General features: G+C 26.4%; 16 protein-coding genes, 2 tRNA genes and 2 rRNA genes. 16 read left to right on the forward strand and 4 right to left on the reverse strand.

Going from position 1 to position 13,700, the window contains the following annotated elements:
* The 4 genes from CLTHE_RS12385 to CLTHE_RS12400 form a co-directional block, all read left to right on the forward strand.
* Nucleotides 1-125 (forward strand): 23S ribosomal RNA (locus tag CLTHE_RS12385); the annotation flags it as partial.
* 63 nt (nt 126-188) lie between these two features.
* Nucleotides 189-305 (forward strand): 5S ribosomal RNA (gene rrf / locus CLTHE_RS12390).
* Nucleotides 306-311: 6 nt separating this feature from the next.
* Nucleotides 312-387: transfer RNA gene (locus tag CLTHE_RS12395), tRNA-Phe, on the forward strand.
* A gap of 6 nt (nt 388-393) precedes the next feature.
* Nucleotides 394-467, forward strand: a tRNA-Cys gene (locus tag CLTHE_RS12400).
* A gap of 175 nt (nt 468-642) precedes the next feature.
* On the opposite strand, the gene CLTHE_RS12405 is transcribed toward CLTHE_RS12400, so the two are convergent.
* Both CLTHE_RS12405 and CLTHE_RS12410 read right to left on the reverse strand, forming a co-directional pair.
* On the reverse strand, nt 643-1,548 hold the full coding sequence (locus CLTHE_RS12405; protein WP_080023763.1) for a S66 peptidase family protein: 906 nt from the start codon (nt 1,546-1,548) through the stop codon (nt 643-645).
* A gap of 118 nt (nt 1,549-1,666) precedes the next feature.
* Nucleotides 1,667-2,614, reverse strand: coding sequence for a magnesium transporter CorA family protein (locus CLTHE_RS12410; RefSeq protein ID WP_080023764.1), 948 nt, complete (start codon nt 2,612-2,614; stop codon nt 1,667-1,669).
* Nucleotides 2,615-2,889: 275 nt separating this feature from the next.
* On the opposite strand from CLTHE_RS12410, the gene CLTHE_RS12415 reads away from it, so the two are divergent.
* Nucleotides 2,890-3,372, forward strand: coding sequence for a hypothetical protein (locus tag CLTHE_RS12415; protein ID WP_080023765.1), 483 nt, complete (start codon nt 2,890-2,892; stop codon nt 3,370-3,372).
* Between the two features lie 46 nt (nt 3,373-3,418).
* On the opposite strand, the gene CLTHE_RS12420 is transcribed toward CLTHE_RS12415, so the two are convergent.
* Nucleotides 3,419-4,582 (reverse strand): zinc-binding metallopeptidase family protein, encoded by a 1,164-nt coding sequence (locus CLTHE_RS12420; RefSeq protein WP_080023766.1) that lies wholly within the window; start codon nt 4,580-4,582, stop codon nt 3,419-3,421.
* Between the two features lie 128 nt (nt 4,583-4,710).
* Here CLTHE_RS12420 and CLTHE_RS12425 point away from each other — a divergent pair, with 128 nt between their 5' ends.
* The 7 genes from CLTHE_RS12425 to CLTHE_RS12455 all read left to right on the forward strand — a co-directional run bounded on the left by CLTHE_RS12425 (nt 4,711) and on the right by CLTHE_RS12455 (nt 8,301).
* Nucleotides 4,711-4,917 carry a sigma factor G inhibitor Gin gene (locus CLTHE_RS12425; RefSeq protein ID WP_143324079.1) on the forward strand — a complete coding sequence of 69 codons (207 nt, stop codon included), beginning with the start codon at nt 4,711-4,713 and terminating at the stop codon, nt 4,915-4,917.
* A 12-nt stretch (nt 4,918-4,929) separates the two neighbouring features.
* Nucleotides 4,930-5,556: a dTMP kinase gene (gene tmk, locus CLTHE_RS12430; protein ID WP_080023767.1), complete on the forward strand. Its 627-nt coding sequence runs from the start codon at nt 4,930-4,932 to the stop codon at nt 5,554-5,556.
* Nucleotides 5,557-5,631: 75 nt separating this feature from the next.
* Entirely contained in the window at nt 5,632-5,961 is a 330-nt protein-coding gene (locus tag CLTHE_RS12435) for a cyclic-di-AMP receptor (protein WP_080023768.1), read from the forward strand.
* Nucleotides 5,962-5,974: 13 nt separating this feature from the next.
* A complete protein-coding gene (locus tag CLTHE_RS12440; protein ID WP_080023769.1) occupies nt 5,975-6,907 on the forward strand; it encodes a DNA polymerase III subunit delta' in 933 nt (310 codons plus the stop codon).
* Between the two features lie 3 nt (nt 6,908-6,910).
* On the forward strand, nt 6,911-7,816 hold the full coding sequence (locus CLTHE_RS12445; RefSeq protein ID WP_080023770.1) for a PSP1 domain-containing protein: 906 nt from the start codon (nt 6,911-6,913) through the stop codon (nt 7,814-7,816).
* Between the two features lie 11 nt (nt 7,817-7,827).
* Entirely contained in the window at nt 7,828-8,031 is a 204-nt protein-coding gene (locus CLTHE_RS12450) for a heavy-metal-associated domain-containing protein (protein ID WP_080023771.1), read from the forward strand.
* A gap of 99 nt (nt 8,032-8,130) precedes the next feature.
* Nucleotides 8,131-8,301, forward strand: a complete 171-nt coding sequence (locus CLTHE_RS12455) for a DUF362 domain-containing protein (RefSeq protein ID WP_002598944.1) — start codon at nt 8,131-8,133, stop codon at nt 8,299-8,301.
* Nucleotides 8,302-8,338: 37 nt separating this feature from the next.
* Here the strand turns inward: CLTHE_RS12455 and CLTHE_RS12460 are convergent, their stop codons facing one another.
* Nucleotides 8,339-9,016: an MBL fold metallo-hydrolase gene (locus tag CLTHE_RS12460; RefSeq protein ID WP_158082732.1), complete on the reverse strand. Its 678-nt coding sequence runs from the start codon at nt 9,014-9,016 to the stop codon at nt 8,339-8,341.
* A 153-nt stretch (nt 9,017-9,169) separates the two neighbouring features.
* Between CLTHE_RS12460 and CLTHE_RS12465 the strand changes: the two genes are divergently transcribed.
* Genes CLTHE_RS12465 through CLTHE_RS12480 form a run of 4 tightly spaced genes read left to right on the forward strand, consistent with a single transcriptional unit; the run spans nt 9,170 to nt 13,657 of the window.
* Complete coding sequence (locus CLTHE_RS12465) at nt 9,170-9,625, forward strand: CtsR family transcriptional regulator (protein WP_080023773.1); 456 nt, start codon at nt 9,170-9,172, stop codon at nt 9,623-9,625.
* A gap of 11 nt (nt 9,626-9,636) precedes the next feature.
* On the forward strand, nt 9,637-10,167 hold the full coding sequence (locus CLTHE_RS12470) for a UvrB/UvrC motif-containing protein (RefSeq protein WP_080023774.1): 531 nt from the start codon (nt 9,637-9,639) through the stop codon (nt 10,165-10,167).
* 1 nt (nt 10,168) lies between these two features.
* Nucleotides 10,169-11,173 carry a hypothetical protein gene (locus tag CLTHE_RS12475; protein WP_158082733.1) on the forward strand — a complete coding sequence of 335 codons (1,005 nt, stop codon included), beginning with the start codon at nt 10,169-10,171 and terminating at the stop codon, nt 11,171-11,173.
* A gap of 54 nt (nt 11,174-11,227) precedes the next feature.
* A complete protein-coding gene (locus CLTHE_RS12480) occupies nt 11,228-13,657 on the forward strand; it encodes an ATP-dependent Clp protease ATP-binding subunit (RefSeq protein WP_080023776.1) in 2,430 nt (809 codons plus the stop codon).
* The last annotated feature ends 43 nt before the right edge of the window (nt 13,658-13,700 follow it).

Here is a 13,700-nt window from a genome sequence, read left to right on the forward strand (position 1 = left end):
AAGATTAGATTTCCCATAGCGTAAGCTAGTAAGATCCCTTGAAGAACACAAGGTTGATAGGTTAGGGGTGTAAGCATGGTAACATGTTCAGCTGACTAATACTAATAGATCGAGGGCTTGACCAATAAAAATATCAACTATTTTCATATACAATTTTCAGAGAACAAACTCTAAAAAAGTAGTTAAGATCTAGTGATGATGGCATAGAGGAAACACTCCTTCCCATTCCGAACAGGAAAGTTAAGCTCTATAACGCCGATGGTACTGCATGGGAGACTGTGTGGAAGAGTAGGAAGTTGCTAGGTAAGTGTGGCTCGATAGCTCAGTCGGTAGAGCAGAGGACTGAAAATCCTCGTGTCGCTGGTTCGATTCCAGCTCGAGCCACCATATTATGGCGCTATAGCCAAGTGGTAAGGCAGTGGTCTGCAAAACCTTGATCCCCAGTTCGAATCTGGGTGGCGCCTCCATTAGAACCTGTAAACACTGTTTACAGGTTTTTTATTTTCAAAAAATATATATAGAAAATAAATTAAAAATGAATCCACAAAATTTAAAATATAATTTATAGTTATCAACAAAAAAATATAAAATTGTGCATAACTAATGATATTATTATATTAATTTGTGGATATTTTATATGAATTAAATAAGAGCATTTTCTGTTATAATTAGTTTTTTAGATTTGCTAGAGTAATGTGCACTTACTCCTAGAGGAAAAGTTAAATTAGGATAATCGTGACCAAAAGGAACATTAAATATTATTGGTATTCCTAATTTATTTAATTTTGACAGTAATAATTCAGAAGTAGCAAAGCTAAATTCTGAATTAGAAGTACAATTTGTAAAATGACCTAATAATATTCCTTTACAATTATTAATAGTTTTCGATAGTAATAATTGAGATAATAAGCGATCAATCACATAAGGTTCTTCATTGATTTCTTCTAATAATAAAATAGAATTTTTAAAATTTATCTCATAAGGGGTTCCCATCATAGAGCAAATAATAGATAGATTTCCTCCTATTAAATTTCCTTGCATATCTTTATTATTTATAACTAAATTATTTTTAAAATCATAAATATAGCCTTTAGAAGGATTTAACATAAAATGTTTTAAAGTAGATAATGTTAAGGAATCTTTTATAAAATCAGATTTTATTAATGGTCCATGAAAAGTAGGTATTTTGTTTTGGGCAAAATAATTTAGTAATACTGTTATATCGCTATAACCACAAAAAAACTTTGCATTTTTTTTTATTATAGATAAATCAAGATAAGGAAGCATACGAATTGCTCCAAATCCTCCCCTAAAGCAAATAATTCCTTCAACATCTTTATCTAAAAACATGTTCATTAAATCATAAGCTCTTGAATAATCATTTCCTGCTAAATATCCATACTTATCATAAATAGCGTTTGTATATTTAACTTTAAACCCAATATTTTTAAAATTTTCAATAAATTGATCAATTATTTTAATATCACTACATCCGGAAGGGGCTAATATACCGATTGTCGAATCTGAAGTCAGCCTTTTGCCACGCATAAAAAAATCTCCTTATAATTATTAAAAAAAGAGCTTCATAAATGAGCTCTCTTTTGTTTATTATAATAATATGCTTAATTTTTCATAATAGTTAAATTTTTTTATAAATATTAAAATTTTATCTGAACATATCTTTTTTGTGAAGAATCCATGCAACTGTTCCACAAATTAATAGAGTTAATAAAGTTATTACATAAAAGGTATTAATGCTATCTGTATTGAATGGAAATACTATATTCATACCCATAATTCCACTAATCATAGTTGGAATTGACATTAGAATAGTAACAGAAGCAAGTACTTTCATAACTATATTAAGATTATTTGAAATTACAGATGCAAAGAAATCCATAGTACTTGCAAGTATATTACTATATATTTCTGTCATTTCAATTGCTTGCTTATTTTCGATAATAACATCCTCTAAAACATCTTTATCTTCTTCATATTTTTGAATTATATCTAGTTTAAGCATTTTTTCTAAAGTAATTTCATTTGCTTTAAGAGAAGTAGAGAAATAAACAAGAGATTTTTCTAATGAATGTAATTGTATAAGTTCTCTATTTTTCATTGATTTATGAAGCCTTTTTTCTATCATAAGACTCTTCTTATCTATTTGCCTTAAATATAATAAAAAATAAGTAGAAACTCTGCTTAATATCTGGAGAGTAAATCTAGATTTTTTATAAGTAAAGAAAGTTTTAACTTTTCCATTTATAAAATCAGTTAGTATTTTACTGTTTTTAAGACAAACTGTAATAAGTATATTTTCAGAATGAATTATTGATAGAGGATATGTATCATAAGTTAAAGAATTATCTTCCATTTCTGTGAATGGTATATCCACTATTACAGACAATATATCGTCTTCAATATCTATACGAGATGTTTCTTCATCATCTAATGAAGCATTTAATAACTCTAATGGAACTGAAGCTTTCTTAGATATTAAAATAAGTTCTTCTTCTGATGGGGCAACTATATTAATCCAACATCCAGGTTCAATATTATCTAAAGGAACTAATTTTAATGGCTTATCATCAAGTGTTTTAAATATCTGTATCATGCCGTCCTCCTAAATCTTTATATTATATATTTTACAATATAAATTAATAAAATTACAGTTTTAAAAAAATACTAAATTTTAGGATTATGACTTAGCGTTCTATTAAGAAAAAGAGAAAGAAATTAAGATATAATAAGAAAATATGAGAATTTCTTATTATATAGCCTTTAAATATAGAAAATAGAATATATTTACTATGGAATAATGTTTTAAATGTTAGTATAATCTCAATATAACATTTAAATTTGCATGTAATTTTCGGGGGATTTTTTATTATGATGCATAGGGAGATAGTCGTCAGGAAAAAGGCGCCTGTTATAGCTATTAGTTTAGTAATTATAACTTGTATGCTTTATATTCATGAAGGACTAAAATTTATAAAGTTTGAAAGTATTAATACTTTAAAGCTTTGTAATATTATTATAATAGCTTTTACTATTTTAATTTTATTAAGAGAAATACTTTCATGTAGCATTTCTTATAAGTATGCTGTTATAGCAGACAAGCTTATAGTAAACAAGATATTTAGATCTAATGAAAGAAATTTAGCTAGTGTAAAGATATCAGATATACAATATATAGGACCTAAATCAGATGCTCCTAAAGGCATTAAATGTAAATCAGTAGGTTCTTTTGCTTGTAATCTATTTGGAAAAAGCACTTGCACTTGCATATATAAAAGAGATAATCAATATTACAGATTTTCATTTGAACCTAGTAGTAAATTTATTTGTAGAATAAATGAAAAATTAATTTAAATTTTAAAGCCTATAGTATATTTAATTAATACTATAGGCTTTAATTTTATTTAGAAATATTTTTAAAAAATTCTTGTTTAGCTTCTGATAAAAGTTCTTTATTAGTTATTAAATCCAATCCTGTTAAAGCTAATGAAATTCCAGCTTTCTTACATTGTTCTAAAGCAAAAGGTTCAACTGTTGCTTTTGCAAATTCTTTAGTACCATATTTTATAGTATCACTTTCTATTATTTTTATATATGAATGTATGCAAGGAACTTTTTTACTTATACAACCTATACCAAGAGAAGCATTTATATTTCTAGATTCACAAATATTTATTATTCCAGATTCTTTTAGATTATTATTTAAAAGTCTGTTTAAAGTAGAATTTGATAATAACTCTTCATTTGGTGGTTCGTATAAAGAAAATTTAGGAGGCATATTCATTAAATCTCCTACTGTTTTAGCAATTATTTTTATTTTTTCTTCACCTTTAGAAGCAAGGCACATATCCTTTGCTCTAATATAGAATTTTCCCTCAACAGTTCCAGGGACTAATAAAGGAGTTTTTCCACCTTCAGATAGTATTGAATGTATTTCTAAATCATTGCAAAATCCTTTTGATAATGTATTTAGGATATTAAATGTAAGTAATATAGCATCTAATGCTGTATATTTTGATTCACTTAAGAAACTTAATTCATTTTTTCCTGTAAACTTAATACTAAGTGGAATAACTGCTGATGAAGTACCACTTTCACAAGTGACTACATCAGGATGAATAACCATGACAGAGTCAATATCATCAAAAACTCCTTGCTTAGCCATTACTTCTTTTGTACCTCCTAAGTACTCACCTGGACATCCTATTATTATAGATGAACCATAATCTAGATTATCTACAGCATTACCTAAACACAGTCCTGCAAGAGTAGAAATTGCAGATAGCATATTATGTCCCGTTATATGTCCTTCATTTGGAATTGAGTCATATTCACAAAGAAAACAAATTTTAGGGTGACCGTTACCTTTATAAGCATAAAAAGAATTTTTTATATCTAAAATATTTTTCTCAACTTTAAAACCATGTTTATTTAAAACTTCACAAATAAACTCTGATGATTTTTCTTCTTTATAGCTTTCTTCAGGGTGACTATAAAGAAATTTACAAATGTTTTCTATATCATTTTCACAAACACTAAGATATTTTTTAACATCATGTTTCATAAAGCTCTCCTCCAAAATAAATATTTATTAATATTTTTACCTAAAAACTCAAAAATATTTATTTTTTATAGATTAAGAAAAATATAGATGGCAATAATTAAAATAAAAGATTTGGAGGGTGGACAAGTATGATTAATAAAGAAATAGAAAAAAGAGTTTGTGTAATTTGTAATATGGAAAATGAAAGTTATTTATATGATAACTACATTGATGGTATAATTGTAAATGGTGAATATATCTGTAGACATTGCGAAAAAGAGATTATAGAAACCAGTGTAGAAGAAAATAAGTATGATGATTATGTAGATAAAATAAAGGTAGTCATATATAAATAAAGGGGAATATACATGAAAAAAGGTTTGTTTGTTGCATTTGAAGGTGGAGAAGGATCAGGAAAATCAACAATTATTGAAAAGATATATATTTGGCTTAGAGAAAGTGGACATGAATGTATTTTAACTAGAGAGCCGGGTGGAATAAAAATATCTGAAAAAATAAGAGCAGTTATTTTAGATAAAGAAAATACTGAAATGGATGGTAGAACAGAAGCACTTTTATATGCAGCTGCAAGAAGACAACATTTAGTAGAAAAAGTTATTCCAGCTATAAATTCTGGAAAAATAGTTTTATGTGATAGATTTGTTGATTCATCGTTAGCTTATCAAGGATATGCTAGAGGGCTTGGCATAGATGAGGTTTTTGAAATAAATAAATTTGCTATTAATGATTGTATGCCAAATATTTCAATATTATTTGATATAAATCCAGAGATTGGACTTGAAAGAATAAGAAAAAATTCTTCAAGAGAAGTTAATAGATTAGATTTAGAAAAAATCGATTTTCATAATAAAGTAAGAGAAGGGTATACTAAAATTTATGAAAATAATAAAGATAGAATGATAAAAATTAATGCTGAGCAATCTATTGACCAAGTTTTTGAAGAAGTAAAAAGAATATTTTTAGACTTACTTTAATAAAAAAATTAATTATATTTAAGTTTAGAAGTTTATGGTAAAATAGGGTAGGGGTTAATTTATGGAGGTATTTATATGAAGTTATTAATTGCTATTGTAAATGATGATGATTCGGATGATTTAATAGATACATTAACAAAAAAGGACTTTAGAGTTACAAAACTTGCTACATCAGGAGGCTTTTTAAAAGCTGGAAATACAACTTTGATGATGGGAGTAGAGGATACTAAAACTGAAGAAGTTATAAGTATAATAAAAGATATTTGTAAGGAAAGAGATGAGATAATTCCATCTCCAATACCCATTACTGAAAGTCCTGAAATTTATATTCAATATCCTATTGAAGTTAAAGTTGGAGGGGCTACTGTATTTATAATAGATGTAGAGCAATTTATAAAAATATAAGGAGAGACTCGTATTGGAAGAATACATTGGACATAATAAAATAATTGATGGATTTAAAAAGAGAGCTGAATCTAATACTTTATCACATGCTCATTTAATAGTGGGAGCTAATGGAATAGGAAAAAGTAAGGTTGCAGATATATTTTCATCATTGATATTAAATAAAGAATTGTTTAAGGCTAATGTAGATTCTATCGAATATAGACCTAAAAAAGCAAGTATTGGAGTAGATGATGTAAGAGAAATTATTGAAGAAGTTAATAAGAAGCCTTATGAAGGAGATAAAAAAGTTATTACTATATTTTCTGGTGAAAAATTAACTATTCAAGCTCAAAATGCGCTTTTAAAAACTATAGAGGAACCACCAAAAGGAGTATTTATAATAATACTAACTACTTCTATAGAAATTATATTAGAAACAATAAAATCTAGATGCCAAATATACAAATTAACACCATTATCAAATGAAGAGATTCAATCGTACATATTAAAGAAATATGGAAATATAAATACTATTGATTTTTCACCAGCACTTTCTTATGCAGGTGGAATACCTGGAAGACTAGAAAAATTTATTGATGATGAAGATTTACAAGAAGCTAGGAAAGTAGTTTTAGAACTTATAAGAGAAATAAATGATAAGAATGTTGAGAGCATTTTAAAATATGAAAAGAAGTTATTAAAATATAAAGATGAAAAAGAAGAGCTATTAGGTATAATTGAAGGATTTATTAGAGACATAATAGTATATAAAGAGGTTAGTGATAAAAAGTTTATAATAAATTCAGATAAGAAAAAAGAAATAGAGGAATTAGTTAATTTAATGTCTTATAAAAAACTTAATAGTATGATAGATGCAGTTAAGGAATTAAGAAGAAATTTGGAATCAAATTCTAATTTTTCAATTAATCTAAACATTATGCTTATGAGCTTTTTGGAGGGATAATTAATGTTAAAAGTTATAGGAGTTAGGTTTAAAAAAGCGGGAAAAATATATTATTTTGATCCTCAGGACCTAAATGTAGAAAAAGACAGTTATGTTATAGTCGAAACTGCTAGAGGAATAGAGTTTGGACAATGCGTAATTGGAGAAAAAATGATAGATGAAAGCGAGATAATTGCACCTTTAAAAACAGTTATAAGAGTTGCAGATGAAAATGATATAGCTAAGCATAAAGAAAATAAAGAAAAAGAAGAAGAAGCACTAAGAATATGCACAGAAAAGATATGGGATCATAAGCTTGATATGAAGCTTATAGATGTTGAATATACTTTTGATAATAATAAAGTAATTTTTTATTTTACAGCTGATGGAAGAGTTGATTTTAGAGAACTTGTAAAAGATTTAGCAACTATTTTTAAAACAAGAATAGAACTTAGACAAATTGGAGTTAGAGATGAAGCTAAAATGATAGGTGGACTTGGTCCTTGCGGAAGAACTATGTGTTGTTCTTCATTTTTAGGTGATTTTACTTCTGTTTCAATAAAAATGGCTAAAGAACAAAATTTATCTCTTAACCCAACTAAAATTTCTGGTATTTGTGGAAGACTTATGTGTTGTCTTAATTATGAGCAAAGTACTTATGAAGATATAAGAAAGAGATTACCAAGAGTTGGATCAATTGTTGAAACTGAACTTGGAACTGGAGAAGTAGTACAAAATAATATTGTAAAAGAATCTGTAAAAGTTAAATTAAGAAATGGCGAAGAAGAATTTATAGAACAATTTAATATAAATAATATAAAGATGATAAAAGGTGATTACGAGGATGTAATTGATGAATCAGACATAAGATTAGAAGTAGACTCACCAGAAGATAAAAAGCTTATAAAACAGCTTATAAAAGAAAAGTAGGAGGAAGTGTAATGAAGGCGGTATTAAAAATAGTAGGAATAAATAATTCTACTGATGTGAGAAAAGCTCAACAAGCTATATCAAGTAATACTGGAGTAATTGCAAGTGAAATCAGTGTTTCTAAGAAAGAAGTTACTATAATTTATAATGAAAGCTATGTAAAATTAGATAATATTATTGATTCAATTGAAGCTTTAGGTTATATCATAATATAATTAGAAAATTATAAATTTATCAAAATAACTTTAAAACTAAAAAAAAACGTGTTAAAATTAAGAAGGTATAACTACCATAAAAATTAGGAGGTGTTTTATATGGCATTTGTAATTCAAGATTCATGCGTAAGCTGTGGAGCATGTGCTGCTGAGTGTCCAGTTAACGCTATAAGCCAAGGAGATACTATATTCGTAATCGATGCTGATACTTGTATTGATTGTGGAAACTGTGCTAATGTTTGTCCAGTAGGAGCACCAGTTCAAGAATAGTATACTAAAAAAAGATCGTGTCTGCGATCTTTTTTTTTTATATAATATTATTTACTTTAATTGGAGATATAAGCACCGTATTCATATATTCAGAGAAATCTTTTTCTAATTTATCTTTATTTATAAAAAAGCTATCATCTTTTATTCTAGTTATATTTTGAGATAAAAGTAAAAATTCTTCAGGTCCCTTAAATATAAAGGAATATGAATTATATTTATAATTCATAGGTATAATTATTTTAGGATTTATTTTTTTAGCTAATTTAAATGCGGTTTTTCCATTTAAAGTGATATTACTTCCTATTGGAAGAAATAAGATATGGCAGTTTTTTAATAATTCTAATGTATCATAACCTAATGTGTGTCCTAAATATCCTAAATGACATATTTTAAGACCATCAATATTATAAATAAATATTGTATTTTTACCTCTTTTCAATCCATTTAAATTATCATTGAATGATGATATTCCTTTTATAATTCCTAAATCAGTGTTAAATTCTCCTTTTTCAGATATTAGTTTAATATCTTGAGATAGATTAGTAATGCAGTCACATTTAAAATCATTAGAGCTTAAAGTAATTATATTTGGATTAAAATCTTCTATTTTGCAACTGTGAAATTTATTTATTGGGTCTATTAAAATTCTTTTTCCTATAGAAGTTTTAATTAAAAAACTAGAATTACCAAGCCAAGATATAAAAATATTAATCACCTCCAATAGATAACATTAATATGTTTCCCAAAAAAATGAAAATAATTCTAAAAATAAAAAATAAAATAAAGAAATAAACTTGATAAGAATTAAATTTAATATTAATATATGGTTAAAGGTCAAAGTAAGTCAAAAGCAAAGGAGAAGATATATATGGCAAGACTAACAGATGTTATAGAAAAATTTATAAAAGATATGATTATTAATGATGATAATCATCAAGCTTTAATACAAAGAAATGAATTAGCAGATCAATTTAGATGTGCACCATCTCAAATAAACTATGTTTTAACAACAAGATTTACTTATGCAAAAGGATATGTAGTAGAAAGTAGAAGAGGTGGAGGGGGATATATAATAATAAAAAGAATAACTCATTCATGCTCTAGTGATATAAAAAGATTAATAAAAGAGTCAATTGGCAATAGTATAACATATCATAATGCAATAGCACTTTTAGATAATTTATTAGAAATAGAACTTATTAATAAAAGAGAATATGAAATCATAAAAATAGCTATAAATGATAATACTCTTACTGTTTCTGATAATAAAAATAAATTAAGATCAGATATTTTGAAAGGAATGGTTATGGTAATAATGGAATAGGGGGTACTTTTATGATATGTGAGAAGTGCAAAGAAAGAGAGGCTATATTAAATTTAAGCCAAATGATTAATGGAGAAATTACTGATATTTGGTTGTGCGAAAAATGTGTTAAAAAATTTGGAAAAACTATTTTTAACGATATTAATGGAGATAGAGAGAATTATGCTTCTTTCAATAATTTGTTAAGTATTATTTTTGAAGATATAGGAAAGAAAAAAGAAAAAGCTAAAATACAATGTATTAAATGTGGAACTACGCTTAAAGATATTGAAAATAGAAGACTTATAGGATGTGAGGAATGTTATAAAATTTTTGAAAAAGATATAACAAAAATGGTTGAAAAAAATAATACTTATAATGAACATAAAGGTGAGATACCTAATAGATTGGGTGAAAAAATAAAGAATAAGAGAATAATTAGAGAGTTAGAAAAAGAATTAGAAATAGCTATAGCTATAGAAGCTTATGAAAAAGCAGCTAAACTTAGAGATGAAATAAAAAGGTTAAAAGGTGAAATGAGAAATTTTGAGGGGGAGAAATAAATTGGAAAGCCTATTAAATAATAAAAATTTGATAAGTAGTAGTGTGATTTTATTTAGAAATGTAAAAGGCATAAACTTCCCTATAACTATGAAAGCGGAAGAAGGAAAGTTGTTTTCAGAAAAAATAATTGAGAAAATATTAGATATTAAAGATGATATGAAAGTTTTCAGGCTTTGGAATGATGAAATAAAATTTGAGAAATTAAAAGAAACTAGAGTTTTAAGAAATAAAACTCTTAAAAACAAAGAAATGGTAGCTTATTTAGAAAGTGAAAAAAATAATTTTAAAATTATTTTAAATGAAGAAGAGCATATAAGATTACAATGTACTAAAAGTGGATATAATATAGAAGAAATATACAATTATGTTAAAGAATTCGATGTGCATTTGGAAAGAAAAATAGATTATCTATTTGATGAAACTATGGGATATTTAACTTCTAATCCAAATCATATTGGAACTGGACTTATATTAGAGGTAATGGTGCATTTGCCTATGTTAACTCTAAATGATAAGATAAGCAAATTATTTTCTCATAAAGATAAATCTATGTTTGAATTAGAAGGTAAATATGGAGAAAAAGGTAAGGCATATGGAAGTATATATATAATAAGAAATACAGCAACTACTGGAATATCTGAAAAAGAATTAATAGAAGAATTAAACGAACTTATATTATATGTTTTAAATGAAGAAAAAAAGGAAAGAGAAAAAGCTTTCGAAAAATATAAAAATGAAATTTCAGATAAAATTCATAGGGCATATGGAGTACTTAAAGAAGCTATAATTTTAGAATCAATAGAAACTTTAGAATTATTATCATATTTGAGATTTGGAGCAGAAGAAGAAATACTAGATATCTCTATAGATGAGATAGAGAAAGCTGTTTTATTTTCTAGAAATCCATTTGTTAAAGAAGCACTGCAAGGAGAAAATAATTTAGAAAAACTAAATTTGAAAAGAGCAGATATTATAAGAGATATTTTGAAACAAAAGGTTTATTAGAGAACATAAATAATAAAACCATATAAATTATGTATAGGAGGATAAAAAGAATATATGAGCGAAAATAGATTCTCAGAAAGGACAGAAACTGTTCTTTTAGAAGCAAAAAAAGAATCCTTAAATTTTAGACATGGGTATATAGGTACAGAACATATATTACTAGGTATACTTAAAGAAGATGGATATGCAAAGGGAATATTAGAAAAAAATGGTGTTGATTATTCAAAAATAAATAAAACTGTAGACAAATATCTTGGTAAAGGAGAAATAGTCATTCCAAAATCTGAATTATTATTTACTCCAAGAACTAAAGTGCTATTTGATGAAGCTTTTAAAGAAGCAAAAAAATTATCTCATAAAAAAATAAATCCAGAGCATTTATTATTATCTATATTAAATGAAAATGACGGAGTAGCATACACTATGCTTACTTTTACAAAAATTAATTTAGATAAATTAAAAAATGATATAAAAGATTTTTTAGAAAGTGATGTGGCAAAAGATAATTCTCAAGAGATCGAGGAAGATGATTTAGATGAAAAAATGCCAATGTTATCAAAGTATAGTTCGAATTTAACTAGACTTGCAAGACAAGGAAAATTAGATCCTGTAATAGGCAGAAGTAAAGAAAATCAAAGAGTATTAGAAATTTTGTGTAGAAGGATTAAAAATAATCCTTGCTTAATAGGAGAACCAGGAGTAGGAAAAACTGCTGTAATTGAAGGATTAGCACAGAGAATAATTGATGGTAATATACCAGAAATATTAAAAGGAAAACAAATTTATTCTTTGGATTTAACGAGTTTAATAGCTGGAGCTAAATATAGAGGTGAATTTGAAGATAGGCTTAAAAAAGTTATGGCAGAGATAAAAGATAATAAGAATATAATAATTTTTATAGATGAAATACATTCTATAATAGGAGCTGGTGGGGCAGAAGGGGCAATAGATGCCTCAAATATATTAAAACCATCACTAGCTAGAGGAGATATACAATGTATTGGGGCCACAACTATAGAAGAATATAGAAAACATATAGAAAAAGATTCAGCTTTAGAAAGAAGATTCCAACCTGTATTAGTTGAAGAGCCAACTAATGACGAAACTTTAGAAATTCTAAGAGGAATTAGAGGTAAATATGAAGAGCATCATAAAGTTAAAATAACTGATGAAGCATTAGAAGCAGCAGTGAATATGTCTGACAGATATGTTTGTGATAGATTTATGCCAGATAAAGCAATAGATTTAATTGATGAAGCATCTTCAAAAATTAGGATTGAAACACTTGTAGATCCGCCTGATTTAAAAGAATTAAATGATAAAATATCAAGAATTAAAAGAGAAAAAGAAAATTGTATTCAGATTCAAGAATTCGAGAAAGCTGCATCTTTGAGAGATGAGGAAAGAAAATTGAAAAATGAATTAGAAGAATTTTCAAATGAATGGACAAAAAATAATTCTGAAAAAATTCTTATAGTTAAAAAAGAAAATATAGCAAAAGTTGTTTCAAGTTGGACTAATATTCCTGTTGAAAAATTAACTGAAGAAGAAAGTAATAAACTTTTGAATTTAGAAGAAAATCTTCATAAAAGAGTAATTGGTCAGAATGAAGCTATAGAACTTGTTGCTAAAGCAGTTAGAAGAGCGAGAGTTGGACTTAAAAATCCTAATAGGCCTATAGGAAGTTTTATATTCTTAGGACCTACTGGAGTAGGGAAAACAGAACTTAGTAAAGCACTAGCAGAATCTATATTTTCTCATGAAAACAATATGATAAGAATAGATATGTCAGAATATATGGAAAAGCATTCAGTATCAAAACTTATAGGTGCACCTCCAGGATATGTAGGATATGATGAAGGGGGTCAGCTTACTGAGGCGGTTAGAAGAAAACCATATAGTGTTGTATTATTAGATGAAATTGAAAAAGCACATCCTGATGTATTTAATATATTACTTCAAATATTAGAAGATGGAAGACTTACTGATGGAAAAGGTAAAGTTGTAAATTTCAAAAATACAATAATAATAATGACATCTAATGTAGGTGCACATAATATTAAAAAACAAAAGAATGTTGGGTTTTTTACAGATGATAATTGGAATAAAGAATATGATAGTATGAAAGAATCTATTTTAGAAGAACTTAGAGCAACTTTTAAACCAGAATTTTTAAATAGAATAGATGATACCATAGTTTTTCATAAGCTTAGAAAAGAGGATATGCTTAAGATAACTAATATAATGCTTAAAGAAGTAAAAAGAAGATTAGATGAAAATGAAATTTATATAGAATTTACTGACGAGAGTAAAGATTATATAATAAATAAATGTGATGTTAAAGAATTTGGGGCAAGACCTTTAAGAAGAGTTATAACAAAAGAAATTGAAGATAAAATAAGTGAAGAACTTTTAAATGGAAAAATAAAAAGATTAGAAGGATATGAAGCTAAAATAAAAGAAGATACTTTAGTTTTTGTATAATTAAATTTTAAGCTATCTCAAATAACTTTTGAATTATTGGAAA

Source organism: Clostridium thermobutyricum DSM 4928, from assembly GCF_002050515.1.
Classification (GTDB): domain Bacteria; phylum Bacillota; class Clostridia; order Clostridiales; family Clostridiaceae; genus Clostridium; species Clostridium thermobutyricum.

Excerpts from the sequence above, each read along its gene's own strand:
- CLTHE_RS12405 (WP_080023763.1), bottom strand. The coding sequence starts at position 1,548 with ATGCGTGGCAAAAGGCTGACTTCAGATTCGACAATCGGTATATTAGCC.
- CLTHE_RS12410 (WP_080023764.1), bottom strand. The coding sequence starts at position 2,614 with ATGATACAGATATTTAAAACACTTGATGATAAGCCATTAAAATTAGTT.
- CLTHE_RS12415 (WP_080023765.1), top strand. The coding sequence starts at position 2,890 with ATGATGCATAGGGAGATAGTCGTCAGGAAAAAGGCGCCTGTTATAGCT.
- CLTHE_RS12420 (WP_080023766.1), bottom strand. The coding sequence starts at position 4,582 with ATGAAACATGATGTTAAAAAATATCTTAGTGTTTGTGAAAATGATATA.
- CLTHE_RS12425 (WP_143324079.1), top strand. The coding sequence starts at position 4,711 with ATGATTAATAAAGAAATAGAAAAAAGAGTTTGTGTAATTTGTAATATG.
- tmk (WP_080023767.1), top strand. The coding sequence starts at position 4,930 with ATGAAAAAAGGTTTGTTTGTTGCATTTGAAGGTGGAGAAGGATCAGGA.
- CLTHE_RS12435 (WP_080023768.1), top strand. The coding sequence starts at position 5,632 with ATGAAGTTATTAATTGCTATTGTAAATGATGATGATTCGGATGATTTA.
- CLTHE_RS12445 (WP_080023770.1), top strand. The coding sequence starts at position 6,911 with ATGTTAAAAGTTATAGGAGTTAGGTTTAAAAAAGCGGGAAAAATATAT.
- CLTHE_RS12450 (WP_080023771.1), top strand. The coding sequence starts at position 7,828 with ATGAAGGCGGTATTAAAAATAGTAGGAATAAATAATTCTACTGATGTG.
- CLTHE_RS12455 (WP_002598944.1), top strand. The coding sequence starts at position 8,131 with ATGGCATTTGTAATTCAAGATTCATGCGTAAGCTGTGGAGCATGTGCT.
- CLTHE_RS12465 (WP_080023773.1), top strand. The coding sequence starts at position 9,170 with ATGGCAAGACTAACAGATGTTATAGAAAAATTTATAAAAGATATGATT.
- CLTHE_RS12470 (WP_080023774.1), top strand. The coding sequence starts at position 9,637 with ATGATATGTGAGAAGTGCAAAGAAAGAGAGGCTATATTAAATTTAAGC.
- CLTHE_RS12480 (WP_080023776.1), top strand. The coding sequence starts at position 11,228 with ATGAGCGAAAATAGATTCTCAGAAAGGACAGAAACTGTTCTTTTAGAA.